This is a genomic window from Tumebacillus lipolyticus (assembly GCF_042682745.1).
Classification (GTDB): Bacteria; Bacillota; Bacilli; order Tumebacillales; family Tumebacillaceae; genus Tumebacillus_A; species Tumebacillus_A lipolyticus.
Map to the genome: position 1 here is coordinate 1 of NZ_JBHUIO010000025.1, position 20,830 is coordinate 20,830.

The 20,830-nt window shown below is 50.2% G+C and carries 39 protein-coding genes; 7 read left to right on the forward strand and 32 right to left on the reverse strand.

Features of this window, described 5'->3' with window-relative positions; translation table 11 throughout:
* Positions 1 to 72: 72 nt before the first annotated feature.
* The 28 genes from ACFSOY_RS20875 to ACFSOY_RS21010 form a co-directional block, all read right to left on the reverse strand.
* The gene (locus ACFSOY_RS20875) at positions 73 to 513 is read right to left on the reverse strand and encodes a DUF3850 domain-containing protein (protein ID WP_386049785.1); all 441 of its coding nucleotides are present in this window, start codon (positions 511 to 513) and stop codon (positions 73 to 75) included.
* 13 nt (positions 514 to 526) lie between these two features.
* A complete protein-coding gene (locus ACFSOY_RS20880) occupies positions 527 to 664 on the reverse strand; it encodes a hypothetical protein (protein ID WP_386049786.1) in 138 nt (45 codons plus the stop codon).
* A 3-nt stretch (positions 665 to 667) separates the two neighbouring features.
* Positions 668 to 1,111 (reverse strand): hypothetical protein, encoded by a 444-nt coding sequence (locus tag ACFSOY_RS20885; RefSeq protein ID WP_386049787.1) that lies wholly within the window; start codon positions 1,109 to 1,111, stop codon positions 668 to 670.
* The gene (locus ACFSOY_RS20890) at positions 1,108 to 1,614 is read right to left on the reverse strand and encodes a hypothetical protein (protein WP_386049788.1); all 507 of its coding nucleotides are present in this window, start codon (positions 1,612 to 1,614) and stop codon (positions 1,108 to 1,110) included. The genes ACFSOY_RS20885 and ACFSOY_RS20890 overlap by 4 nt, the downstream gene beginning before the upstream one ends.
* A gap of 181 nt (positions 1,615 to 1,795) precedes the next feature.
* Complete coding sequence (locus ACFSOY_RS20895; protein WP_386049789.1) at positions 1,796 to 2,179, reverse strand: hypothetical protein; 384 nt, start codon at positions 2,177 to 2,179, stop codon at positions 1,796 to 1,798.
* A 191-nt stretch (positions 2,180 to 2,370) separates the two neighbouring features.
* The gene (locus ACFSOY_RS20900) at positions 2,371 to 2,760 is read right to left on the reverse strand and encodes a RusA family crossover junction endodeoxyribonuclease (RefSeq protein ID WP_386049790.1); all 390 of its coding nucleotides are present in this window, start codon (positions 2,758 to 2,760) and stop codon (positions 2,371 to 2,373) included.
* 13 nt (positions 2,761 to 2,773) lie between these two features.
* Positions 2,774 to 3,928 carry a phosphoadenosine phosphosulfate reductase domain-containing protein gene (locus ACFSOY_RS20905; RefSeq protein WP_386049791.1) on the reverse strand — a complete coding sequence of 385 codons (1,155 nt, stop codon included), beginning with the start codon at positions 3,926 to 3,928 and terminating at the stop codon, positions 2,774 to 2,776.
* A gap of 37 nt (positions 3,929 to 3,965) precedes the next feature.
* Entirely contained in the window at positions 3,966 to 4,163 is a 198-nt protein-coding gene (locus ACFSOY_RS20910) for a hypothetical protein (protein WP_386049792.1), read from the reverse strand.
* Between the two features lie 13 nt (positions 4,164 to 4,176).
* Positions 4,177 to 4,374: a hypothetical protein gene (locus tag ACFSOY_RS20915; RefSeq protein ID WP_386049793.1), complete on the reverse strand. Its 198-nt coding sequence runs from the start codon at positions 4,372 to 4,374 to the stop codon at positions 4,177 to 4,179.
* Complete coding sequence (locus tag ACFSOY_RS20920) at positions 4,371 to 4,640, reverse strand: helix-turn-helix transcriptional regulator (protein ID WP_386049794.1); 270 nt, start codon at positions 4,638 to 4,640, stop codon at positions 4,371 to 4,373. The genes ACFSOY_RS20915 and ACFSOY_RS20920 overlap by 4 nt, the downstream gene beginning before the upstream one ends.
* A gap of 2 nt (positions 4,641 to 4,642) precedes the next feature.
* Positions 4,643 to 4,888 carry a hypothetical protein gene (locus tag ACFSOY_RS20925; protein WP_386049795.1) on the reverse strand — a complete coding sequence of 82 codons (246 nt, stop codon included), beginning with the start codon at positions 4,886 to 4,888 and terminating at the stop codon, positions 4,643 to 4,645.
* Positions 4,885 to 5,223 carry a hypothetical protein gene (locus ACFSOY_RS20930; protein WP_386049796.1) on the reverse strand — a complete coding sequence of 113 codons (339 nt, stop codon included), beginning with the start codon at positions 5,221 to 5,223 and terminating at the stop codon, positions 4,885 to 4,887. The genes ACFSOY_RS20925 and ACFSOY_RS20930 overlap by 4 nt, the downstream gene beginning before the upstream one ends.
* Entirely contained in the window at positions 5,220 to 5,507 is a 288-nt protein-coding gene (locus tag ACFSOY_RS20935) for a hypothetical protein (protein WP_386049797.1), read from the reverse strand. Before ACFSOY_RS20935 ends, ACFSOY_RS20930 begins: the two co-directional genes overlap by 4 nt.
* Positions 5,504 to 5,803, reverse strand: coding sequence for a hypothetical protein (locus tag ACFSOY_RS20940; protein WP_386049798.1), 300 nt, complete (start codon positions 5,801 to 5,803; stop codon positions 5,504 to 5,506). The genes ACFSOY_RS20935 and ACFSOY_RS20940 overlap by 4 nt, the downstream gene beginning before the upstream one ends.
* Positions 5,800 to 6,012 carry a hypothetical protein gene (locus ACFSOY_RS20945; RefSeq protein ID WP_386049799.1) on the reverse strand — a complete coding sequence of 71 codons (213 nt, stop codon included), beginning with the start codon at positions 6,010 to 6,012 and terminating at the stop codon, positions 5,800 to 5,802. The genes ACFSOY_RS20940 and ACFSOY_RS20945 overlap by 4 nt, the downstream gene beginning before the upstream one ends.
* 4 nt (positions 6,013 to 6,016) lie before the next feature.
* Positions 6,017 to 6,829 carry a DnaA ATPase domain-containing protein gene (locus tag ACFSOY_RS20950; RefSeq protein WP_386049800.1) on the reverse strand — a complete coding sequence of 271 codons (813 nt, stop codon included), beginning with the start codon at positions 6,827 to 6,829 and terminating at the stop codon, positions 6,017 to 6,019.
* The gene (locus tag ACFSOY_RS20955) at positions 6,741 to 7,142 is read right to left on the reverse strand and encodes a DnaD domain-containing protein (protein ID WP_386049801.1); all 402 of its coding nucleotides are present in this window, start codon (positions 7,140 to 7,142) and stop codon (positions 6,741 to 6,743) included. The genes ACFSOY_RS20950 and ACFSOY_RS20955 overlap by 89 nt, the downstream gene beginning before the upstream one ends.
* Positions 7,143 to 7,779: 637 nt before the next feature.
* Positions 7,780 to 8,571 carry a ParA family protein gene (locus ACFSOY_RS20960; protein ID WP_386049802.1) on the reverse strand — a complete coding sequence of 264 codons (792 nt, stop codon included), beginning with the start codon at positions 8,569 to 8,571 and terminating at the stop codon, positions 7,780 to 7,782.
* A 163-nt stretch (positions 8,572 to 8,734) separates the two neighbouring features.
* Complete coding sequence (locus ACFSOY_RS20965) at positions 8,735 to 9,229, reverse strand: HNH endonuclease (RefSeq protein ID WP_386049803.1); 495 nt, start codon at positions 9,227 to 9,229, stop codon at positions 8,735 to 8,737.
* Positions 9,230 to 9,231: 2 nt separating this feature from the next.
* Positions 9,232 to 10,164: a DEAD/DEAH box helicase family protein gene (locus ACFSOY_RS20970; RefSeq protein ID WP_386049804.1), complete on the reverse strand. Its 933-nt coding sequence runs from the start codon at positions 10,162 to 10,164 to the stop codon at positions 9,232 to 9,234.
* The gene (locus ACFSOY_RS20975; protein ID WP_386049805.1) at positions 10,104 to 10,499 is read right to left on the reverse strand and encodes a hypothetical protein; all 396 of its coding nucleotides are present in this window, start codon (positions 10,497 to 10,499) and stop codon (positions 10,104 to 10,106) included. Before ACFSOY_RS20975 ends, ACFSOY_RS20970 begins: the two co-directional genes overlap by 61 nt.
* Before the next feature lie 78 nt (positions 10,500 to 10,577).
* Positions 10,578 to 11,057, reverse strand: coding sequence for a hypothetical protein (locus tag ACFSOY_RS20980; protein ID WP_386049806.1), 480 nt, complete (start codon positions 11,055 to 11,057; stop codon positions 10,578 to 10,580).
* A 207-nt stretch (positions 11,058 to 11,264) separates the two neighbouring features.
* Complete coding sequence (locus ACFSOY_RS20985) at positions 11,265 to 11,564, reverse strand: hypothetical protein (RefSeq protein ID WP_386049807.1); 300 nt, start codon at positions 11,562 to 11,564, stop codon at positions 11,265 to 11,267.
* A complete protein-coding gene (locus ACFSOY_RS20990) occupies positions 11,551 to 11,802 on the reverse strand; it encodes a hypothetical protein (protein WP_386049808.1) in 252 nt (83 codons plus the stop codon). The genes ACFSOY_RS20985 and ACFSOY_RS20990 overlap by 14 nt, the downstream gene beginning before the upstream one ends.
* Positions 11,799 to 11,957: a hypothetical protein gene (locus ACFSOY_RS20995; RefSeq protein ID WP_386049809.1), complete on the reverse strand. Its 159-nt coding sequence runs from the start codon at positions 11,955 to 11,957 to the stop codon at positions 11,799 to 11,801. Before ACFSOY_RS20995 ends, ACFSOY_RS20990 begins: the two co-directional genes overlap by 4 nt.
* Before the next feature lie 13 nt (positions 11,958 to 11,970).
* Entirely contained in the window at positions 11,971 to 12,174 is a 204-nt protein-coding gene (locus ACFSOY_RS21000; protein ID WP_386049810.1) for a helix-turn-helix domain-containing protein, read from the reverse strand.
* Between the two features lie 19 nt (positions 12,175 to 12,193).
* The gene (locus ACFSOY_RS21005) at positions 12,194 to 12,670 is read right to left on the reverse strand and encodes a hypothetical protein (RefSeq protein WP_386049811.1); all 477 of its coding nucleotides are present in this window, start codon (positions 12,668 to 12,670) and stop codon (positions 12,194 to 12,196) included.
* A 75-nt stretch (positions 12,671 to 12,745) separates the two neighbouring features.
* Positions 12,746 to 13,000 carry a helix-turn-helix transcriptional regulator gene (locus ACFSOY_RS21010; RefSeq protein ID WP_386049812.1) on the reverse strand — a complete coding sequence of 85 codons (255 nt, stop codon included), beginning with the start codon at positions 12,998 to 13,000 and terminating at the stop codon, positions 12,746 to 12,748.
* Positions 13,001 to 13,160: 160 nt separating this feature from the next.
* On the opposite strand from ACFSOY_RS21010, the gene ACFSOY_RS21015 reads away from it, so the two are divergent.
* The 4 genes from ACFSOY_RS21015 to ACFSOY_RS21030 all read left to right on the forward strand — a co-directional run bounded on the left by ACFSOY_RS21015 (position 13,161) and on the right by ACFSOY_RS21030 (position 15,843).
* Positions 13,161 to 13,532 carry a helix-turn-helix domain-containing protein gene (locus ACFSOY_RS21015; protein ID WP_386049813.1) on the forward strand — a complete coding sequence of 124 codons (372 nt, stop codon included), beginning with the start codon at positions 13,161 to 13,163 and terminating at the stop codon, positions 13,530 to 13,532.
* 10 nt (positions 13,533 to 13,542) lie between these two features.
* A complete protein-coding gene (locus ACFSOY_RS21020) occupies positions 13,543 to 14,289 on the forward strand; it encodes a helix-turn-helix domain-containing protein (RefSeq protein ID WP_386049814.1) in 747 nt (248 codons plus the stop codon).
* A 39-nt stretch (positions 14,290 to 14,328) separates the two neighbouring features.
* The gene (locus ACFSOY_RS21025) at positions 14,329 to 14,745 is read left to right on the forward strand and encodes a helix-turn-helix domain-containing protein (protein WP_386049815.1); all 417 of its coding nucleotides are present in this window, start codon (positions 14,329 to 14,331) and stop codon (positions 14,743 to 14,745) included.
* Between the two features lie 123 nt (positions 14,746 to 14,868).
* A complete protein-coding gene (locus tag ACFSOY_RS21030) occupies positions 14,869 to 15,843 on the forward strand; it encodes a DUF6414 family protein (protein WP_386049816.1) in 975 nt (324 codons plus the stop codon).
* Here ACFSOY_RS21030 and ACFSOY_RS21035 read toward each other — a convergent pair.
* The 4 genes from ACFSOY_RS21035 to ACFSOY_RS21050 all read right to left on the reverse strand — a co-directional run bounded on the left by ACFSOY_RS21035 (position 15,827) and on the right by ACFSOY_RS21050 (position 17,908).
* Complete coding sequence (locus tag ACFSOY_RS21035) at positions 15,827 to 15,994, reverse strand: hypothetical protein (protein ID WP_386049817.1); 168 nt, start codon at positions 15,992 to 15,994, stop codon at positions 15,827 to 15,829. The genes ACFSOY_RS21030 and ACFSOY_RS21035 overlap by 17 nt on opposite strands.
* Positions 15,995 to 16,062: 68 nt before the next feature.
* Positions 16,063 to 16,272 (reverse strand): hypothetical protein, encoded by a 210-nt coding sequence (locus ACFSOY_RS21040; RefSeq protein WP_386049818.1) that lies wholly within the window; start codon positions 16,270 to 16,272, stop codon positions 16,063 to 16,065.
* A gap of 262 nt (positions 16,273 to 16,534) precedes the next feature.
* Positions 16,535 to 16,693: a hypothetical protein gene (locus ACFSOY_RS21045; protein ID WP_386049819.1), complete on the reverse strand. Its 159-nt coding sequence runs from the start codon at positions 16,691 to 16,693 to the stop codon at positions 16,535 to 16,537.
* A gap of 18 nt (positions 16,694 to 16,711) precedes the next feature.
* Positions 16,712 to 17,908: a helix-turn-helix domain-containing protein gene (locus tag ACFSOY_RS21050; protein WP_386049820.1), complete on the reverse strand. Its 1,197-nt coding sequence runs from the start codon at positions 17,906 to 17,908 to the stop codon at positions 16,712 to 16,714.
* A 320-nt stretch (positions 17,909 to 18,228) separates the two neighbouring features.
* On the opposite strand from ACFSOY_RS21050, the gene ACFSOY_RS21055 reads away from it, so the two are divergent.
* From ACFSOY_RS21055 to ACFSOY_RS21065, 3 genes are all read left to right on the forward strand, one after another.
* Positions 18,229 to 18,654: a DUF6941 family protein gene (locus ACFSOY_RS21055; RefSeq protein WP_386049821.1), complete on the forward strand. Its 426-nt coding sequence runs from the start codon at positions 18,229 to 18,231 to the stop codon at positions 18,652 to 18,654.
* Positions 18,635 to 19,219: a hypothetical protein gene (locus tag ACFSOY_RS21060; protein ID WP_386049822.1), complete on the forward strand. Its 585-nt coding sequence runs from the start codon at positions 18,635 to 18,637 to the stop codon at positions 19,217 to 19,219. Before ACFSOY_RS21055 ends, ACFSOY_RS21060 begins: the two co-directional genes overlap by 20 nt.
* 238 nt (positions 19,220 to 19,457) lie before the next feature.
* Positions 19,458 to 20,801: a site-specific integrase gene (locus tag ACFSOY_RS21065; RefSeq protein WP_386049823.1), complete on the forward strand. Its 1,344-nt coding sequence runs from the start codon at positions 19,458 to 19,460 to the stop codon at positions 20,799 to 20,801.
* Positions 20,802 to 20,830: the final 29 nt, after the last annotated feature.

Below are 20,830 nucleotides of genomic sequence, written 5' to 3' on the forward strand. Positions count from 1 at the left end.
TCGGCGCTGATCGTCTCGCCAATCAGTACACCCGTCCAGCGTTTCTTTTGCTCGCTCATGGTATCCCTCCCCTCAAAGTACCTCGCGGATCGATAGCGCCACGTAACCGTTCGGTACCCAAGGCTCCCCGCTCAGAATGTGTGTTACCCGACGAAAAGTTTGCTGGCCCGTGTAGCTCTCTGTCTCGGGGTCCCACTCTCGCAGCTGTAACAGATCGCCAACCTCGAAGCCTCTATCAGCCTTGCGAATCTCCACCGTTTTCCTTTGGTTTGGATCAAGATGCGTAACAGCACGGTAATGCTCCGGCCAGATCTTGAGTAAGTGAAATGTGCTATGAGACCGGAAGCATCTGACACAATGGAACTCATGGATTGTGCCCTCGTCCTCCTTGATGTGGTACACCGCCGGCGCGCCACATGCACACCACAGTCTCGTTAGGTTGTCTCTCAGCTGCAGTGTCCCGTCGTCTCGTTGCATCAACACGACGGGACCATGTTGTCTTTCCTCGCTCATCGTCTTCTCCTCCTCAGTCCTCAAGATAGCTGACCTCTACTTCGCAGTCCTCATCGCTCATATCGGACAACGTTTCCTCCGGATAGCCACACTCCATCAACATCTTGCGTGCCCATGTCTCCGTTACCTGTGTGTTTGTTTGCTCGCTCATCTCTTATCTCTCCCTTGATTTGGTGTGGTGCTTCGCCTGCTCATCTGCCACGTACTCGCCGCAACTTGTACACGACTCCGATTTGTCTTCTTCGTCGAACGGCCCGATGTCTACGCCATTGGAGCCAAGATACATCTGCCGGTCGTGGTTCCAGCAATGCTTGCACATCTTTCCGGGCGCTGGATCGAACATGTGCGGATCGCGAAGCTTCGATACAACCTCGTCGCACCATCCGCATTGACCACCGTTCCGGTACTCCGCGTGGATCACTGCTAGTTGGTGCTCTGTCAGCTCCACCGTGCCGACCACCAGCGCGGGACCGATTGCGCATGTGTCGTACTTGTTCGGCAGTCCGTCATAGCCGAGCGTCACCATGACGTCGTTTTCCTCCGTCCCGAGGTTCATCACCAATTTCCCGTCCAACAACTGCAGGTCGTATTTCTTCATCCCTTTTCTCCCTCCCTCCGCTCAGTATCGAATCCGGCCGGATACCGCGTCTCTTCTCCGACCGATTTATATTCGACCAGCTTTTCTGTGGCTTCGCACGGGTTGATGTAGTGACTGCACTTATATGCCACGCCGATTACGTCTCTCACTCCAAGCGCCTCTGCTATCACCTTCGTGTTCTTGGTGACCGCGTAAGCAGAGATGCCCAACTGTTGGGCGATTTTCTTCCTGCCGAAGCCTGAGTGGAGATAATGGAGGCCGAGAATTTTGCATTGAAGGTCATCAAGACCATGCTCTGCACCCCATTGGTGGAGTGCCGCTTGGGACACTACCTCGTACTCTTCCATCAACTCCTTCATACGCTTCTCCAGCGACGAGATTTCCAACTTCGCGATGTGTTCCGGTGTAGCAGTCGCTTTGTGTGCTTCCTTTGCCTCGTCTATCGCTTTTATCGTTTCAAGGCCGATCTTGTTGATCCGTCTTGCTTGCTCCAAGTAGCTCATGCCTCTTTCCTCCCCCTTTTCGCCATTGGCGTTCTCAACTTGCCACCGTAGCGCTCGCTCAACTCCACCTCCAACTCCTCAAGCGGGCGCTTGTAGGTCACAGTCTCAGATGCCCTAGGCTCTCCTCCCTCACGCTGGCTTGATGTGATCGGGTGTCTTGGTTTGCTTGCCGGGCTGTATCTCATCCCTGTTCACCGCCTTCCGCCAGCCCGAGCAATCTCTTGAGCACATCATGCTCCCTGATTGCAGTTTCAATGGCTCCGAGCCCTTGCGATACACCAAAACCAAGAGTGATGTAATGCTTTGCGTGCTCCGGATTGTGTTTTGCATCAACATCCGCATTCTCTTTTTGTGTGTTGAGCATCTTTGTTGCGATGTTCAGCCGTTTGTGAAGGCATTCGTACAACTTTCGATATTTTTCCTCCTCCTCGATCCGTACTGCTTGCTTGGCGTTTTCTTGCCCCAGCCATGCGATGTGACCGAGGAGTTCTGCAGTCACCGAAGTTGGGGCTGCCATGATTTTGATCTCAGCTAATCGTTCAGCGGTCATCTGCTTTGCTTCCATGTCTCTCACCCTCCCTTATCGCTTGCCGCCGACCAGTTGTCGTTTGCGGCGCTTGGAACGGCTGTTCCGTGTGTTTGGTGCGTTTGCTACTCCGATGGTGTCCTTGCGACGTTTACCTCGGTCGACGTGCCACCAGTAAGCCCAATTCGCTCTCATTGTCTCTCACTCTCCCCTTTGGTGTGTCAGGGCGGTCATGCCGCCCCGCTCCCATCTGTTACCTCGGTCAACTCCACGACCACCCGAGGATTCGCCTTGTCCGTCTCGAACCGGTGCACCACGTCGCCGATCTGCTTCCACCCATCGTTCGCAATCACGCCCGCCGCCTGCAATCCATCGAAGATGAACTTCTGTCCGGCCATGATGTTGTCTTTGTCCTTCTTGCGGTTTCGGCAGTACCAGGTGATCACTACGTCTACCCGCTCGAAGCGTCCTTTTCCCTTGGCGCACCAGTGCACGAGCTCCGTATACCTCTTCTTGTATTTGCTGTAGACGTATGGCTCGGTCTTGGCGGCGTCGATAATTTCGTTCATCGTCGGTAATGCCCCTGGTATCGTGATGGTCACTATCCGTTGCTCTTGCATGCTCCCCCTCCTCTCAGAGCAGCCAAGGCCTCTCGGCTTCGTCTTCCTCCCATTGTGCTCGGATCGTCGCCAACTCTTCGTCGCTGATCAGCTTCAACGGCAGCAGGCCGTCTTCCAATCGGATGGCGTTTGCTTCTTGCTCCGTCTCTAACAGGCGACCTAGCATCTGTTTGCGCACCGGGACGCGAATGCAACCTTGTCCCTCTTTCAGCACCTTGCCTTTTCGCATCTTGCCTGAGCGGTTCTCGGGATGCTTCTTGCCGTCCCACACCTCTTTCAGCTCCTTACGGTACTCGGTGAGCGGCAAGAGCCATTCGTGGACGAGAGCCATGTTCTCCGTGCTCTTGTCCCGCTGGACAGGCGGGCAGACCCAGCAACCGAACCTGGCTCCGCATGCGTGGCGACCTTTGGTGGCCTTGCGCGGACTGAGGAGCCCGCATTCTCCGGTAGCTTCCCGGTACAGGCGGCGTATTTCAATGCTGCTGCCCCAAGGCAAAGGGCTCTGCAGGAACTCCCAGATGTCCTCCGTCGTCAAGTCGACGATCGGCATGTAGAACTTGATGTCTTTCTGGTACGGTGAGTACCCGAAGCGGCTCTCGCGGGCTTCACGGTACTTCTCGATCGTGCGGGCCCGTCGGCTCGACTCATCCGTCCGTGTCCCGAGCAGCAGGAGCGACGGTTTCAACTCTTGGAGAAACTTGTTTTGCGGCTCAATTTTGAGCGAGTGTGTGCAGGTGCGATCCCGTCCGTTCCCCGGCAGCGGGTATCCCTTGCCCAAATGTTGCACCCAAAACGACCTCTTCAACTCACGCCAGACGATGTGCGAGCGGATCGGGATACCCGACTGCTTCGCCCACTCGTTGACTTGTTCGGATTGCGAGTGGGCGTAGTCGGCCATCTCTGGATTCTCGATCCGCGTGTCGCTGGTGACCACGTACACCTGTCGCCACCGATCTGCCGCATCCATCTCCTGAAGTGCCCGCGCTACAAGGCTCAGGACGGTCGTGCTATCCTTACCAAACGAGCAGGCTATCGCCCACGGCCCCGCCTCTGACCGGTCAAGATACAGATCCTTGATCTCGTCGATGATCGCTCGCACCTCTTCCTCCAGCGTCGGTCCCTCCACGATCGGCTCCTCGAACAACTCCAGTTGTATGGCTGTTGCCACTCTCTCCCCCTCCTCTCAGCGCCCACCAGACGGGCGTCTATTCATACTCATCGGGCTCAACTTCCCTCCCGTTCTCGCGCAGGTACTCTTCCGTGTCCATGATTCTGGTATTGATCATGTCATCTTCACGGTGCTGTCCTTGCATCTCCCAGCGGATGCGGCGCAGCGTCTCAAGCTCGTTTTCTGCTGCGTCCAGTTGACCGTCCAAATAGCCCTTGTCGTATTGCTTTGTCATGTCGTCCCTCCTCTCAGCGCCCAGACGGGCGACGTCTATATCGAATCACATACCCGCTCTCTCGCTCCTGCGGTGATCTTGTCATGTAACCGAGACCGTTCAGCACTCGGCGGTACAGGTCTGCTTGCTCGCGTTTTGGCAGCGGCAGTGTTTCGTGCCAGCCGCGCGCCGCTTTGATCGTCTGTTGAGCGGTGGCGGTGGTGCTGCTCACAGTTCAATTTCCTCAAACAACGTTTCGTCAAATTGCATGGCTTGCAGAACGGCCAACCGCTCTTTCAAGAGTGAGATTTGTGCGTCACGCTCTGCTCTCAAGCACTTGGCAAGCGCCTTTTCAACGTGCGGTCTCGGTGTGCTCAGTCCGCGCTCGATGTTGTGGAGCGCTTGCCTACTTACTCCTACTGCCGGCGCCAGATCCTTCGGTCTCACCTGAAGTTGCTTGCGAATTTGTTGCAAGCGCGTTTTCCGTTCTTTCGTCACGCTCATTCCTCCCTCTCATACTTGCTACATGCCCGCCAGTTGGCGCGGTGGTCGGTGCCTGGTCCGTTCGTCAACTTTCGGAAAGCGCACTTGAAATACTTACCGGAAAAATGCTTGACCAGAAGATACCGACAGGTTTTGCAGCGAGCTCCGGTCGGTCCAGCTCCGTAAGCCCGCACCATCTCGTTCGGCTCGACCGACACTCCCGTGTCCATGATGTCGAGGTTGAGGCTCGGTTGCTTGCTCACCGCTCATCCCCTCCCTCTGGCTTGATCTTGCCTAGATTGGCACACCGCCACGCCACAGGATCGGTGTAAGGCAGATACCTCGATTGCCATGCCTCTGACTGCCAATCACGATCATCCAGGATGACCATGAGCTCGTATCCTTCGCCATCAGAGGTAAGCAGATCAATCTTTGCTCTGTACATCCTGTTTGGATCATCACCTCTGTCGGCTACCTCAGTGAGGTTGTTGAGAGCTTTCTTGAGATTAGCAAGTGCTGCTCGGTTGAGCACGATGCGAGCCTCTCCATGTGGTTGCTCTTGCGCGTAGATGTGGCAGAGTTTGATTGGTGCTGTCATGCGATCACCGCCATTCCGATCACACAGTGGCGGCTCAACAGCCACTGGTACGCTGCTTTGCGGGCTTCCTGCGGGGTTTTGTAATCTACTGCGTCCTTCTGCTCCAACTTGACTCGCTTCCCGAGGCACGGGTAGAGATTCACTTCCACAACACGTTCGCTACCATCCAGAATGTCGATGTTGAACACGTTCCACAGTACGGTGTAGCCTGCGCTTTCAAACACGGCGCAGAACTTCGACCACTCTTCGCCGATGATGGCGTTGCGATTCTCTTGCTGTGTCATGATACTGTTGCCTCCTCTCCAAACAGGCTGAGTTGCCCGAATGGTCTGTCGATCTCTTCCAACGCCGCAACGGGCAGAGCGGCTGGCGCTTCTTCCGACTCGACCGCGAAGTCAAAGTGCTTTCTCGCGATCCACTTGCTGATGCCGTTCCGTTCGACTCTGTAGTCCAAGTGGCTATCACTCGGCTTTGAATGCCAGTGATCCACTTCCTTGATCACCGCCCGGTCGCCTGACCTGTAATTGGCGTCAAGGTCTTTCGTAATGATGATGCCGGTGCCGATCAACGGGTGCATCATGATGCCACCCCCATGTGCGCCAGCACCGTCCGCAAGTCCTCCACGCTACATTCGGAGATCGTGCCGACCTGTTTCCCTGTCGCTTGCTTGATAATCCCGATCTGGTCGCGATACGGTACTTTCAGGATTCCGAATTGCACCATCAGCTGTCCGAATAACGCCGATCGCATCGGATTAGGTTTGCTCGACTCAGGCATTTTGCGGTACATGCGATCACGCTCCCCTCAACCTGTAATTGAGCTCTTTGACCCCTACTTTGTCAGTCGGCATCAGGATCGCGATGTGATCGCGTGTCATCTCGTAAATGCGGCTCCCGATCCCCATGTCCATTGAGCAGATCGTGTCGATGTCGCGTTCCGAACTGACCATAATCGGCAGATTGTGAAGGTATCGATGGTTAAGGACGTTGAAGATGCAATCCAGCTGGTACGGCGTCGGTGTCTCGCGGCCCTTGAACAAGTCATCCCACCAGAGGACATCCGCTTGCTTCATGATCCTCATTTTCTCCTCCGCCTTGTCGAGATCCGAGCGAATGTCCTCAAAGCCCTCGACGTGCGGGAAGTAATGGACGTGGATGCCTTTCTTCTTGACCAGGCTGTTGGCGATGGCGGCCAAGAGGTGAGTTTTGCCGACGCCCGGCACGCCGAGCATCGCGATGCCGTTCTGGCGATTGCTACGCCGCTGGTCGAACGTGCGGTAGTAATCGAAGGCGCATTCATACGCACCGACCACAGCTTCCGGGCGTCCATCTTTCACGAAGTTCGCAAAGGCAAGTTGTTGCAGTTCTTCGCTCATGTGCGACGATTTCAACAGGCGACGCGCGATCCTCCACTGCGCGCAACTGCATTCCCGCCAGACGAACACTGACTTGCCATAGGAGTCGATTCCGTCCACGAAATAACCAGTCTCGTCCTTGCATGTTTCGCATTCGTATTGCTTAGCGGCTGATCCACCCGGTCTTCCCGCCAGTGATGTCGACGACCTTGCTGCCATTTCCCGTTCCAGCAGTGCCTTGACGTTTTCCACGTTTGCTTCCTCCCCCGGCCGCAGCGGCCATTTTCTGTTGACCCGCTTCCTCGTAGCTTCGCAAGAAGTTCACATAGTCGCGAGTCGTCTTGACTCCGTTGTCGAGCATGGTCCCGAAAACCTTCCAGAGGTACTTTTGCGTCTGAGCTCCGTAAGTCTCAGCGTCACTGATCGCGAGCAGCATGACTTCGATCGTCAGCCCGTCTTCGAGGTAAAGGGTCAGCATCTGGTAATGGGACTGGGTCATCGGTTTGCCGTAAAGCTCCTGCCATTTCTGCTCGAATTCGATCCAGAAGAGCTTTTCATCGCTCATGCGCGCACCTCCGTCATCTGTCAATCCATCTATCTGTCTATCTATCTTTTTATTACTTATAAGAGCTACAACTGTCGGACTTTCTCCGTCAGTTTTCCCGTCAGAATGTTCACTTCTCGGAGAATGTGACGTATTTTCTGACGGAGTATTTCCGGCAGTTTCTTCTGCCGGACTATCTGTCGGATGAACTGCCGTATTTTCTCCGTCAGATTTTCCGCCTCGTGGGAGCGGATGAAACGGAATCATCTTGTATCTGCCGACCTTCGATCGCTCCTTGCCGTCGTACTTGATCCGACCGGACGCGATGAGCTTATCCCTGTGTGCTTTGAATGGCTTATCCGTGATCCCCAACCGAGCGAGGAGCACCGTCATGCGCACCTCGAACCACTCGGGGTTCCCTGCCCTACACCACAAGTCCATGAGGTGCATCCAAAGGGCTTGCGCGGTCGATTCAAGGTGGTGGGACGGGAGCCAATCAGCGAAGGCTGTCAGCTCCCTCATGAGGTCTATGTGTACGGTGTCCTTGGTTTCCAACTCGACTGTTTCTGTGACTGCCACGATCGCTTGCTCAGGAGCTTGCGATGGCGGTGCGACCGGTGCTTGTCGTCTTACGAATCTATCTCGCCCGCCGGGCGGTTTAAGCCCGCTCATCACCGAACACCTGCGCGAAGATTTTAGTGTAGGCATGCACCGGTGAGCGTTTGTTCTTCTGGTGATGCAGTACCGCGGGCACTCCGGCATCCTCTGCATCTTTAAAGTGACGACTTAATCGGACATGAGTGTCCAGGTATGGAACGTAACGCTGTTCGCAGAACTCCTTGGCGATCGCCGCGAACTCTTCATTGTCCGCCTTGTATCGACCGTCCCACATTGTCATGACAACGGCCGCAATTCGGAGGTTAGGATTGATTCCACTCGACACCAAAGATGCAAATGTGTTGACCATCTCCGTCATCCCTCCCAGTGCAAACCCAGCTGGTTGGACAGGAATCAGAATGTCTGTTGCAGCTGCCAGCGCGTTCAATGTGAAGATCTCTAAAGTCGGCGGCGCGTCGATGACGATGAAGTCGTAATCCTCAACGACAGGCAAAAGCGCAAATTTCAGGTGGTCGTATCGAGAGTCCGCTTCACGATCCACCTCATCGCTGAAGCCAGTAAGATCACGAGATGCAGGGACCAAGTCGAACCCGTGCGGTGTTTTCACGATCGCTTCGTTGATTTTGACTTTGTGATGCAGAGCTTCATAGATAGTCGCTGGCACCTCAGCTGGATCAACACCACAAGCCGTCGTGGCGTTGAACTGCGGATCGAAATCAACCAGCAGCACTCGTTTCCCCATAAGCCCCAGAGCAGCCGCGCCGTTGACCGATGTGGTCGTTTTGGTAGCTCCGCCTTTCTCCGATGTCGCGTGAATCACTGTTGCTGTCATATCCCGATCTCCCCTTCTACTTGACCTTTGCTACACGTGCCGTGGCGTTTTCGTATACGATTCTTCTGTTTCCGTTCTTGATGATCCCAACGATCCAAGTTTTCACGAGCCTTCCTCCTTTGAGGAGGGCGGGCGGCGGCTGACCGCCCGCCCGAGTTATATATCATGCCGGCCAGTCTGCCGGGTTGTAGAGCTCTTTCAACTTCTCGATCTTTTCCGCTGCCCAATCTCGATACGACTTACGATTATAGTCGAGGAGGTTGTGACACGTCCCAGTGTTCACGCTCGGGCCACACAAGGCGGCAATGTTCCACGGTTGGTCGCCTCGCCCAAGTTGCGCTCGCCCCGTGAGATGTGCCAGTTGCAGGTTCCAAACTCGATCGCTCGGCTCCGTTCTTCCGCACATCTCACACTGTCCGTTCGCCCGCTGGATGACTTCTTCGGCCACCCACGGTGTGATCGCCGTCAGATCGATTCGCTTTGGTTTGCCGCGCTTGTGGTGACTCAGGTCTTTGAGCGGATTCTTCTCGCGTTTTTTCTTGGGGGTCTTTTCCTTCATGCCGCCAGGCGACTTCGGTTTAAAGCCAGAGCGTCGAAGTCCTCTGTTTTCCGCCTTTTCCTCTGGAGTTGGTTTCGGCACCGGTTGCAAGCTAAACATCGTCACGAGCCTTTAGCAGCGTCTTTCTGAACGTCCTGCGCCGCTTGCGGATTGGTCAATCGATCAATGCCTTCTTTCACAAGCGCGATATCAGGAATCGTCCAGAAGCGAGGATCTGGTTTGCCACAGACCTGTTGCCCGAGCTGGCGTAGCCTATCGCCGTAAACGCCATGGTCTTCGGCGTACTCCATCAGCATGTAAAACTGGCGCATCCTCTTCTTGGTGATGTCATCGGGCCGAGAGCCGAAGGTGAAGAAATCATGGAGGAGGCGCGACACTTCATCCCCGGGCTCCTTGAAAACCGTTCCCGTAGGTAGCGCCTGACACTCCGTTTTTCGGATGCTCAGGTTGTGATATGCATCCATTAAGCCCGTAAGGTCGAAGCGTGATTCTGTGCCCACGCGCTGAATCGCTTGCACACCAAGGTTGATCACTTCTTGCTTAGGTCTACCGTTTTCCATGACGGGTTTCCCGTCTTTCATCATCGGTCGCTGATCATGCTTTGTGCGAGCATCTGCGACGACAATTACGTGCATGCTGCAGTTGAAGATCGAGTCCATAAATTTCTCGTGGCGTGGTGTGAGTGTTTTCCAATCGCCGAACTTGCTCTTCTCTTGCGTTATGAAGCCCCACTCGTCCGATACATTGGCGATCACCAGGCAGCCGTATTTACCGCTCCGGTTCGCCTCGCCGATCGCCTTGATGAATCCCTCAGGGCTGTGGTCACCCAGAAGTTCACGATCGAAGCTGAAGAGGTCTGTGTACTTGTCGGTGTATCTTCCGCTTCCGCTATCAATCACCGCCAGACTTTTCCCCATCATCCGAGCAAGGAATGAACCGAACACCAGCGCGGCGTATGTGTTCATCGCTCCTTTTACGCCAAGTAAGGCAATGCGGCCAAAGATTGGCCCGCGTGTTGCGGGTTCGAATGCCACTGACTCACACCCCCATTCAGTTCTTTCTCAGCTCGGTCAATCAGAGCATCAAGGGTCTCTTCGATCTCCGGGAAGCCCACCGCTTTCTGTCTCAACTCTTTCAGATCGTGGGCAAGTTCCGAAATGTCACGTTGCACAAAATCACTCTCCTCCATTTGCGTTTTTACGCCCGAGGAGATACACTTTGGATAATCGGTTTTTCCAAGTGCATCACCTAAGCGGTCTGACGTTGGCGCGTCGGGCCGTTTTTCTTTTGTCGAGCTTGTTTTTCGAGCTTGTTCAACTTCTTGCCGATGACCATGAGTCTTTTGGTGTGGTAGCAGTTCCGTTTGCACCAAGCGTTACGGTTGCAATGCCCCCGCGAAAAGGGCGGAAGATCGCATGTGCCGCAGCGCTCGGACAACTTGTCGAGTTTACAGAGCAACGCGGCTCTCTCCATCATCCTCGCCTCCCTTCTCCGGAGATGGAAGGACCATGAAACCTGTGCTGAATCGATGGTTTTCAAGCAGGGTCACCACATGGTACTCAGGTTGCTTCCCCTTGCCTTCGACCTCAATCAATGCTCGCCGGGTGTTCCTGAAAGACTCGATCTTCCCGTTCTTCCCCATCGCCGTCGTGTACTTGAATCGGCTTTTTGGTACTCCTTCCGGACGATGATTTTCTGCCGAGTCTCCGGCAGGGATGATGCTTTTGACCTCGCCTTGATAGGGCGTTCTCCCGCGGCGGAAATAGACAACTTCCCCTTCTTTCACTTTCAGATACCCCAAATGGTTCGGATCTTCCCAAGGCAGCGCCTGGCGCTTTGGTGCGGGCGTATTTGTTGCCAATGCTCCAGTTTGATCAAGCAAGCCCAACGACTTTGCTTTGGCGATAAACCTAGGGCTTACAAACATGTTTTCACCTCCAAAGAGTTGATCAGTTTCGAATACCGACGCGCTGTTCGTTGGCGTTTGCGTTCGACCGGACAGATGGCGCACTTGGTTTTCAAGGTGTCGAAGTTGAGATACGCGCCACACCCGTCGCAGTCAAGGTCGAGCTTGTGTTTCACGATCGTGGCGGCTTTCGCGATCTCGGTTTTACGGAACTCAACTTCCTCAGCGCTATTCATCCGCAATCACCCGATCTCTCGCCCAAGGCAAACTGATCACTGGGCAGACTGTGACTTCATGGATTTTTTGCATGATGGTTACGCCAGGCACTTCACCGACCGTTGCAACATCACGCAAGCGCTTCGAGGTCTCCATCATGGCGGACAGCTCGGCATCGATCTTGTCGATGTCACATGTTGAGATGGAGTGTGTTTCGAGCGCGTCGCACATCTTGAGGTGCAGCACGAGAGACTTGTCGGCCAGATCAGCAGCGATCGTTTTGGTGAGACCGATCACGTTATACAGTTGCATCGCCACTCAGCTCCTCTCGGATCTCTTGCAGATCACATCGCTCTGCGTCTGTCAGGCTAACGCCTTTTCGAGATGAGTAGACCTCGATCGCGCGAAGTACATCGCACTTGTTTTGGGTCATGATCATTTCAATAATGCCGCGGCGCTGGTTGTATTCACGTTGCGCCTTTTGCGCTTGGATTCGGATGCGGGTCGCATCATTGAGAGTTTTCAACTCGACGCTGGTTTGTTTTTTCATGCCGCACCCTCCTGACTGGCTCCTCCAAGCGCGTCCGCGATCTTTTGTTGGACGTGTACCGGTGCAAACTCGATCGCAATGGCAAGTGCATGAGTGAGGCGGAGATTTGTGTCGATCGAATCGGACAGCGCTTTGCGCAATTGTTCTTCGGTCATCGCTCTTCCCTCCTTAGTTGATTTCCTCAAAAAGCGCCGCGATTGGCACCCCCATCCGATCTGCCAGTTTGCTCAGCAGCTCTTCTGATGGAATCGCCTTCCCGTTCTCGATTTGCGAGATCATGCTTGGGGTACAGATGCCTTTTGCCAACTCCGTTTGCGTCAGGCAAGCTCGCTTCCGGCTCTCGCGGATCAATCCGCCGTTTACTTTTGCCATGTGGTTCACCTCCCTTCAGTTAAGCCGTCACTGCGATTGGCATGAGCGCCCGAGTGATCGGTGACATACTGTGCGCTAATGGCTGAGGCTTACTTGGTGTCTGGTAGCCCATGTAAACCAGCCATGCTTCTCGGCAGACCACGATTCGCTTTCCAGTTCCCGGTATTCTAGGAAAGTCGTCTCGCCGTGCCTCTTCGTAGATGGTGGCAGGCGCTTTCCCTCTGTAGCGAGCGATGTCCTCGATCGTCCAGATGAGTGGCGTGGATGCCAGCTCCTCGTCAAGATCGAGTGGAACGTATCCGATTAGTTTGAGGAAGGATTGCTTGCGGATGCGGATACCTGTCTCCCCGAAACCTACGCGATACGTGATCTCATCTGTTTCGCGAACGAACCTGTACGCTGTCGACCGAGATACGCCAAGTGCGTTTTCGAAGTGTTTCATGGTCATCTCAGACGGCAGCTCTGCAGGTGATTTGTAGATACAGTTTTTTGCCAAGTTGCTCACCTCCCGAACATTCGTTCCGTTCTCTTATCTAGCAGATTTTGCTAAACTAGAAACAAGGTTTCTAGTTTAGGCGGTTGCCTCTTCCGAACAACAAACCCAAGAATTTGTAGGGTTGGATTCGAAAAAAATTTCGTTCACTGCTAGATCGAGTAAGCTACAAATGGCAATAGCCACTCTTAAAGCTGGTGTTCTGCCATTCTCAATCATTCCATAATAACTTTGCGTAATCTCGATCCCGAAAGAGGCTTTCAGATTCTCAATCACTTGTTTTTGAGTCCAGCCCTTTTCTTTACGAGCGGCAACAAGTCGCTCTCTACTCACACAATCACCACCCATCTATTTGTTGTTTTCATAATAACCCATCTATTTGTTGTGCGTCAACCCATATCTATACATTTTCTTGTTTTTGATGGGTTTGGGTGTTTTCACCCAACTGATAGTTGTATAATCAATATAGATTGATCGAAAGGCGTGGGCGTACATGTTGAACGAAAGACTAAAGAAAATGAGAAAAGCTAAAAAGCTCACCCAAAAACAGGTAGCAGAAAAATTAGAGATTACCGAAAGTGGTTATGGATTTTACGAACAAGGTAGGAACGATCCACCGAAAGAATCGTTGGACATTTTAGCTGATCTATTTGATTGCTCAGTTGACTACTTACTCGGCAGATCTGATATTCCACACTTGTCAGCAGCTGAGGCAAAAAAATTACGCACAATAAAAGACGTTCGACGAGATCTCGAAGAAGATAAAATACTCGATGTAGATGGCACTCCATTTAGCCCAGAGGGCAAACAGCTTGCTCTCATGCAAATTGACGCCCTTATCAAGATGAGAGAAATGGGAAAGTGACAGACCTGTCATGATTATCGGAGATCGCCTTAAAAAGCTGCGAAAAAAACGTGGTTGGACTCAAGAAGATCTTGCAGCGAGGTTAGGAATAGGACGAACAACTTACGCTGGATATGAGCAAGAAGGCTATCGAACTCCTGATGTTGAAACATTATATAGGCTTGCTGATATTCTTGAATGCCTTCCCGATTATTTGGTCGGACGTTCTGACTCATTGGATGTAGAAGTTGAGGATGCCCCAATAAACGATCAAATTGAGGTTGTTCTAGCTGAGCGTCTTCGAGCTCTTAGGATGGCTCGTGGATGGACACAAAACTATCTTGCAGAGTCGCTTGGCATCACGCGACCTGCCTATACCGCCTATGAGAGCGGTTCTAGGAAGCCTAACTATGAAACTCTCCAAGCCATTGCGCGGATATTCAACGTGACATTAGACACGCTGCTAAGCTCTGCTCAATCTCGAACAGTTGCTGAAATTCGTAACGAGATTGTTAACGATCTCGTTCTTGACGTGAATGGCGATGAGCTTTCTGATGGTGCAAAGGATCGATCAGATCATCTGTCTCCGACACTGCTCCTTCAAATTCTTGACAAGCTCAAGACCATCGAGTCTGAAATCAAATCGGAGCTCTCGTCCATCAACAGCAAACTTGATACGATCGCCGCTCAAGTCGAGCAGAATACGGAACTGATCGCGAAGGTCGAAGAGCTCGACACTGACGTAAGACTCATCAAGAAACTGCTGACGAATCAATAACCCCCATCACAGGGGGTTTTCTTATGAGGAGGGTCAGTTTTGAGTTTTAGAAAGAGATTGAAAGAGTTGAGGAAAGATCGCGGATATTCGCAAGAGGATGTATCTTCTCATCTTGATGGTGTTACACGAGCAGGATACTCAAGATACGAAACAACAGGCAATGAGCCGACTTATGATAATTTACTCCGACTTGCCGATCTCTTCGGTGTCTCCACCGACTACCTCCTCGGCCGCACAGGCGAGCGCACTGGGACGGTAGTTGCCTCTCGTACCCCCTCGAATGACGACCGCGTCCTAGCGGCTCTGGCGGGCATTGAGGCGAAACTGGACAAGCTGGCCGGAGAGATCGCAGAGCTGCGCGCAGTCAACTCGGAGCAGATCGGTGAGATGGTGCAGCGCATCGAGGAAAACGAGACTGATATTAGGCTTTTAAAGAGGCTGGCGACAAAAGAATAGCCCCTCAGATCGAGGGGCGGGGCGCACCGGGTCAGACAACTAGAGCCCCCTGAAAGGGGGTGATGCTGAAAAAAGGTGGTTATGTATTGAAAGAAAAGAAGAACAAAACTTAGGAGGATGAAAATGAAAGAACTGGTCTATCTTGATACGTCGTTTCTTCACTCTTTTATCGCCCAAATGAAAAGTGGCCTACCAACATCAACTAATCTCGAAATGCATGAACAAGAAACAAAGACCAATAGCACCACTACTGGCGCTGATCGAAATCACGAAATATCAACCGAGGGATCACTTGGGCAACTGGATATTGGATTCATGAAGACTCCTAGTCTCAAAGGAACATACAAATTTGGTCAAAAGCGCACCCAAACAAGCGGATTCACGCTGAGTCAGTTAGAGGCAGGTAAAGAAATCATTTCAAAACAATTGCACGATAATGCACTTCAAGAGTTCGAAAGCTATCTACATGAATCTGATCTTCTCCTTACCTCGATCGACCCCAATTTAGAGATCGATCCCGGTACTTATGTTCAGATCAAAGCTTCATTCAGTATTATTGACCTGGGGTATTTCAAGGACATGGTCAATGGAGATTTTGTGGATTTAGTTGTTGATATGTCGGAAATATCTTCAGTTATTCAACAAGAAATTGAGATTCTCGAACAACAAAACCTGCCATCTAAGCAATTCAAAGAACGGAAAAAACAATTACTCCAGTCGTTCGAATCAGCTCTTGAGAATCAAAGGCAAGAGTTCGGGAAAATGGTTCGACTATTGGAATTCGCTTCTAAAGCTTTACCAACTGAAGCTATGATGAGAGTGGAAAATTTTGTAGTCCCTTTAAAATCAACGTTTCTTAGAGAGAAAACGCAAGAATTAATCTTTAAATACGGGATGGGAAAGCAAGAACTGGAAATCGTACTACTAGGAAAAATTACGAGGAAATACGAAGGATTGTTTACGGATCATTTCAAGGCAAATGGGGTAATGAAAGGATTAGCGGAATTTTTCGAAGCAATCGAGGGAATGTGGACAGGATTAGAGATACTTGAGGAAGGTAATTACATCGTTTCGCCCATCGCTATTTATTTCGAATAAGCCTTCTCTTTGATTTCCATTCCTTCATTTCTTTTTTGCAATCTTCGATCTCCTTCTCACTCTTTTGGTAGTCTTGGTCAAACTTCTCAACATCGTCGCTGAATTTAGAAAGAGATTCCGCCAAAATCTTTTCAATCTTACGCTTTAGCATCAAAGTCACCACCTTCTACACTTATTGTATTCAAGTATTGCCAAAAGGGGAAGTTAAAATCAACGATTTCAAGAAACCGCCGAGCCACCGGCGGTTTCTTTTTTGTCACTTCCTGCATTGACATGACACGAGCATACTTTCCCCTGCTGCACGGCGATCTGCGCCAGCTGTGCCGTCGCCGACGCTACACACGCGACGTTCACATCGATCTGGCCGCCTGATTCTGCATGGCGAGCGAGAAGGCTGGACAGCACATCAACCGTTTGCTTGAGCTCCATCACGCGATAACCTCCTTCCTAACTTTTGACGACTCGGCAAAAATTTTCGAAAGCAACGACCTATCCTCTGGCGCCAAGGCATCATCATCGAGCTTCTTTGCGTACTCCTCCCATGTCTCTTGATGTAACATATATCAAACAACTCCCAATTATATATTGATTGATCACCACCATTCTAACTAATGTTTTTAAGGTGAGGAATATTAATTTCGAAATTAGAAACAAAGTATCACGTAAACAAAATAAAAATGACCCTTTCGGGTCAACTTTTTAATACTATTGACTTAGACCAAGGATCTGGTGGAACGTTTGATGCGTAAGTTTGGCTAAAAGAAGTTGGCTTGTCAGTTGTACCCAAACTGAACAAAGCCCCAGATGCTAACATCGCCACAAGTAGTAAGAATCCAAATCGTTTCTTCATTCTACTCACCCCCTACTACTATATATTTTTAAGCATTTTGTTGGCTCGATTCAAGTACAAAATTGCATCTTCTAATTCCCCGACCGTTTGAGCCAAAGCAGAAGCTTTCTCAAATTGATCAATTTGTTCATCTGGAGGGAGTTCCTCTGTGGTGAGTCCCCCCATCACATATCGAAGTTTACTGTAATCTCCCTTTCTAAATGCACTGTGAAATTGCACCATTAACTTCTCGTATTTCCGCCCGAATTTCTCAGCTTCGATTTCTGCATCATTTAGGATTTCAAGAGAGTGTTGTATGTCGTTTTGCTCCCACAAAACATCGCTTTTGTTTTTCAATCCATGTATTAGTGTCAACAAATCACCATTGTCGGTCGCAATGTTTATGGCATCATTTGCTGTTTTGATTGCCTCGTCATACATTTCTAACTTGGTGTAAGTGTGACTGAGGACTTGAAGACACTTTGCATGAAAGTGCGCTTTTGCGGCTATGTTTGGCATAATCGAAATCGCGCTTTTCAGAGCTGCCTCTGCTTTATCATAATGACCAACTTTAATATAGAGTGATCCGAATGCTTGCAAAATCCTCGCTTGAGCTTCCTGATCGTTTGTCGTTTTCCTCGCTTTGGAAAGTAGATCTTTTGCTTTATCGAACCTACCGCATGCGATAAGGGCTAACGATAGATTAAGCTTTGACTTGATTACCAACAATGTATCATCTGCGGCTAACGCCAAGCGGTATGCTTCCTCGTAAAAATCTAATGAACGAGATATCCTCCAGAACCGATACTCAATGTGGGCTCTATTCATAAAAGCTACTGCCCTCTCTTTTGGCCCTCGGTCGCGAGTCAATTCCAACATCTCTTCAGCCAGCTCGATGGTTTGATCGCTGATAGGCCAACGGTTGGATACGTCTGCAAGACGTTTCAACTTCGCATCGATCTCTCCATTCGTCTCCGTGATCGCGTCTGACTTGACTTTAAAAGTCCGTGCGAGGATCTCTACAAAATCATCGTTCACTCTTCGCCCGTACTTGGCATTTTCGATCCGCGAGATGATCGATTTATCCAGTCCAGACAAAGATTCCAGATCATCCTGACTCCATCCACGCTCCGTACGAAAAAACAGGACATTCCGAGCGATAACTGAGTTGTAGCGTTCGATCTCTATAGCATCTTTTTTGACTCGCCGCTTCCGTTCTATGCTAGCCGCTTCCATGCAAACACCCCCGCTGCATCTCGCTCAATTGATCTATATAAATTCTACCCCTCTATCTATTTACATTCAAGATACCCATCAAATAATAAGACGATTCTATCGTACCATAAGAATTCAGTGATAAAATATACGTTCCAATTCGAATCTTTAGGAGGGCGAGTCGTGAAAGTAGCGATCAACATCCGATGCAGACTTCACTTGCCATATTTTCCTCACATAATTTATCTAAAAAAGAACTAAGAAATGTAATACATAATGCACTTTTATGCTATATTTGTAAAAGTACATAATATTAATTCTCCCTTTTGGAGGTGACCAAAATGACTTCGGTTAACAATGTCCTCTTTTGTCATAGCGTTTCATTGAATGAAAATGAAGATTTGAACCTCTTGGGGGTATCCGATGCTTTTATAGTAGATGAAGTCCCCACTACCTTCCCTCTCTATGTTTACATATCATTCGATCACACAAACTCCGAAAGTAAAGACGGCTCTTTCACTTTGGAAGTTGACGCGCTCTATGGTAGTGAAGGGATTTCTGTTGGAGCATGGCCAAAAAAAGAGTTTAAAGCTTCTCGGACGGAAATTGTGCTGGGAGAAAAAGAGTGGCCGTGCGACCAACTCGGCTATTACATATTCAGAGTGAAAATTGACGGAGAGATTGTGCGAACGGCAAAGTTGTTTGTCATACCAAGCAAGGAATTATCTATAAGGATGGCGAACAATAATGAACAAGGAAAAGAATAATCCATTGCTAGAGGGGTATACAAAAAATGGAGTGTTATTGGACCCTGGCCAGTGCAGGGTTTTGCCTTTTGTCCAAAAAGAAAGAGGAAATACACTTGTAGGTGGATTCCGAAAACAATCAAGGGCAAATTCAAAAGAACAATTAGCGAAACAAGTAGCAATTCAGGAATTATTTGATAGTTCTTTACAAGTTTCCGCTGGCAATCAATTATTGCCACAGGGAGGTGACAGCATGGACGTTGATAAGATTCTCCAAAAATTGAATGAGATTGATGCGAAGCACACCAAGCAACTTGAGGATCTCGACAAGAAATTCACAGAGAAGCTCAATAATATCGAAGAACGAGTCAAAGATATGGACAAAATCGTCGATGATTCTCATCACAAAATTGGAATAATTAATGAACGTACCCAGCATGTCAGCTCATTGCCCAAAAAAGACCAAGTCGAAGATATTATTGATAAGAAAATAAGCCAAAGCAACAACGCAGCTATTAAGTGGTACATCCTAACAGCTATTGGACTGTGTGGCGCAATCGCTGGATTAATTAGGTTAATGAAGTAGGTCAGTTAGTAACTCCAACCCACTCCCTCTTCGGGATGGGTTTTTTTATTTTGTCCTTCAATAATTTTCCCTTACAGCAGAAATGACCACCCGAAAAAAGACCATCGGCAAATGCCGACAGTCTTCTCTCACCAATCATGCACTCATTCAAAGAGTGATGTAAAACCATTCTACCATACCCTCAACCAAATGATAAAATGATAATACCAATCATGCTAAATCGAGAGGAGTGAATGAATTGTCAAAACAACCAAAAGGCAGTTCTAAGGCATCGAGAAAGACAAAGTATCCAGGCGTTTATAGCGCACGTAACGAAGCTGGCGGATACGAGATCGTTTTCGACGGTCCACGAACCAGTGGCAAACGGAATCAGATCACAGAAGTTCTCGACCCCGAAAAGTTCAACACCGCTGCCAAGGCAGCCAGCGAGCGCGCGCGCCGGATCGCAGAAGTGCAAAACGGCAGATTCATCGAGCCCTGTAAAATGACGGTAATTGAATTCCTTACTGAATATATAGAGAGTCGATCCCCTTATATAAAAGTGAGCACAAAGTATAACTACAGCTGTGCTCTCAAGTTTTTTTCAAACTCCGCGATTGCAAATATTCAAATTGCGAAACTCAATGCTCATCACATCGAGCAGGCAATGATTGAAGTGATACGGAATGGGTTGGGTGTTTCGTCGGCCAGACTTTATCTGAGGTTGCTCTCCAGATCTCTCAGAAAGGCTGTGAGACAAAAGTTAATAGCGGAAAATCCGTGCGATCTTGTAGAGCTTCCTCGAAGCACTAAAAAGGAAGTCGTGATCATGTCTCCAGAAGAGATGCTGTCTTACTTGAAATCCCTCTCTTTCGAGGGGATATGGAATAGTTTCGTAAAAGATCTTGGGTATCACGAGAAAGACGTCAAAGACCTATGGAGCAAATACAGGCTTCATGGTATCGGATCAATGCCTGATGACATCTCCGCTATTGAGAAAAAAATCAAGAAAAAGGCTGATGCTTCCGAGGTGTACCTGAACTTGGCAACTCTATTCTTTGGTACCGGAGCACGCCGTGGAGAGCTTTTAGGGATTTGCGATGATGACATTGATTTTCAGTCAGGCACTCTTACTTTCCGACAATCGGTTGTCCGAGGCTTCAAAGGTCGGCCCTTCATTCAGGAATCACTAAAGAGCGATTCGAGCAGGCGAACAATCACGATCCATGAAAATGAGATGCGTGTGCTGAAACGGCAAATCATGTTACGGAACAAGCAAAAAATAAAACTTGGCGCTCGCTACAATGATAATGGCCTGGTATTTGCAACGCCAGACGGTCGCCCAATGAGGCCATCTGTTGTGTCGCTCCGGTTCCGAAAGACCTTCGTAGCTTTCGAACGACCGGATTTTTCGCTGCATGACACCAGACATACTCACGCCTCTTTACTGATCATGGCCGGCTTACCAATCACCGACGTAGCAGCAAGACTAGGTCATGCTAACCCTGCGATAACCCTCAGCACCTACACTCACTTTCTGCAAGATCGGTCAAAAGTAGCGAGTGACAAATGGGGCGAGATTCTAAGAAACGCATCGGTTTAGAGTCGAATGTTAGCAAAATGTTAGCAAGA

Bases quoted from the DNA above. Each gene is read 5' to 3' on its own strand.
- ACFSOY_RS20875 (WP_386049785.1), bottom strand. From the start codon at position 513: ATGAGCGAGGAAAGACAACATGGTCCCGTCGTGTTGATGCAACGAGAC.
- ACFSOY_RS20880 (WP_386049786.1), bottom strand. From the start codon at position 664: ATGAGCGAGCAAACAAACACACAGGTAACGGAGACATGGGCACGCAAG.
- ACFSOY_RS20885 (WP_386049787.1), bottom strand. From the start codon at position 1,111: ATGAAGAAATACGACCTGCAGTTGTTGGACGGGAAATTGGTGATGAAC.
- ACFSOY_RS20890 (WP_386049788.1), bottom strand. From the start codon at position 1,614: ATGAGCTACTTGGAGCAAGCAAGACGGATCAACAAGATCGGCCTTGAA.
- ACFSOY_RS20895 (WP_386049789.1), bottom strand. From the start codon at position 2,179: ATGGAAGCAAAGCAGATGACCGCTGAACGATTAGCTGAGATCAAAATC.
- ACFSOY_RS20900 (WP_386049790.1), bottom strand. From the start codon at position 2,760: ATGCAAGAGCAACGGATAGTGACCATCACGATACCAGGGGCATTACCG.
- ACFSOY_RS20910 (WP_386049792.1), bottom strand. From the start codon at position 4,163: ATGACAAAGCAATACGACAAGGGCTATTTGGACGGTCAACTGGACGCA.
- ACFSOY_RS20930 (WP_386049796.1), bottom strand. From the start codon at position 5,223: ATGACAGCACCAATCAAACTCTGCCACATCTACGCGCAAGAGCAACCA.
- ACFSOY_RS20935 (WP_386049797.1), bottom strand. From the start codon at position 5,507: ATGACACAGCAAGAGAATCGCAACGCCATCATCGGCGAAGAGTGGTCG.
- ACFSOY_RS20940 (WP_386049798.1), bottom strand. From the start codon at position 5,803: ATGATGCACCCGTTGATCGGCACCGGCATCATCATTACGAAAGACCTT.
- ACFSOY_RS20945 (WP_386049799.1), bottom strand. From the start codon at position 6,012: ATGTACCGCAAAATGCCTGAGTCGAGCAAACCTAATCCGATGCGATCG.
- ACFSOY_RS20955 (WP_386049801.1), bottom strand. From the start codon at position 7,142: ATGAGCGATGAAAAGCTCTTCTGGATCGAATTCGAGCAGAAATGGCAG.
- ACFSOY_RS20960 (WP_386049802.1), bottom strand. From the start codon at position 8,571: ATGACAGCAACAGTGATTCACGCGACATCGGAGAAAGGCGGAGCTACC.
- ACFSOY_RS20965 (WP_386049803.1), bottom strand. From the start codon at position 9,229: ATGTTTAGCTTGCAACCGGTGCCGAAACCAACTCCAGAGGAAAAGGCG.
- ACFSOY_RS20980 (WP_386049806.1), bottom strand. From the start codon at position 11,057: ATGTTTGTAAGCCCTAGGTTTATCGCCAAAGCAAAGTCGTTGGGCTTG.
- ACFSOY_RS20985 (WP_386049807.1), bottom strand. From the start codon at position 11,564: ATGCAACTGTATAACGTGATCGGTCTCACCAAAACGATCGCTGCTGAT.
- ACFSOY_RS20990 (WP_386049808.1), bottom strand. From the start codon at position 11,802: ATGAAAAAACAAACCAGCGTCGAGTTGAAAACTCTCAATGATGCGACC.
- ACFSOY_RS20995 (WP_386049809.1), bottom strand. From the start codon at position 11,957: ATGACCGAAGAACAATTGCGCAAAGCGCTGTCCGATTCGATCGACACA.
- ACFSOY_RS21000 (WP_386049810.1), bottom strand. From the start codon at position 12,174: ATGGCAAAAGTAAACGGCGGATTGATCCGCGAGAGCCGGAAGCGAGCT.
- ACFSOY_RS21015 (WP_386049813.1), top strand. From the start codon at position 13,161: ATGTTGAACGAAAGACTAAAGAAAATGAGAAAAGCTAAAAAGCTCACC.
- ACFSOY_RS21020 (WP_386049814.1), top strand. From the start codon at position 13,543: ATGATTATCGGAGATCGCCTTAAAAAGCTGCGAAAAAAACGTGGTTGG.
- ACFSOY_RS21030 (WP_386049816.1), top strand. From the start codon at position 14,869: ATGAAAGAACTGGTCTATCTTGATACGTCGTTTCTTCACTCTTTTATC.
- ACFSOY_RS21035 (WP_386049817.1), bottom strand. From the start codon at position 15,994: ATGCTAAAGCGTAAGATTGAAAAGATTTTGGCGGAATCTCTTTCTAAA.
- ACFSOY_RS21040 (WP_386049818.1), bottom strand. From the start codon at position 16,272: ATGGAGCTCAAGCAAACGGTTGATGTGCTGTCCAGCCTTCTCGCTCGC.
- ACFSOY_RS21045 (WP_386049819.1), bottom strand. From the start codon at position 16,693: ATGAAGAAACGATTTGGATTCTTACTACTTGTGGCGATGTTAGCATCT.
- ACFSOY_RS21050 (WP_386049820.1), bottom strand. From the start codon at position 17,908: ATGGAAGCGGCTAGCATAGAACGGAAGCGGCGAGTCAAAAAAGATGCT.
- ACFSOY_RS21055 (WP_386049821.1), top strand. From the start codon at position 18,229: ATGACTTCGGTTAACAATGTCCTCTTTTGTCATAGCGTTTCATTGAAT.
- ACFSOY_RS21060 (WP_386049822.1), top strand. From the start codon at position 18,635: ATGAACAAGGAAAAGAATAATCCATTGCTAGAGGGGTATACAAAAAAT.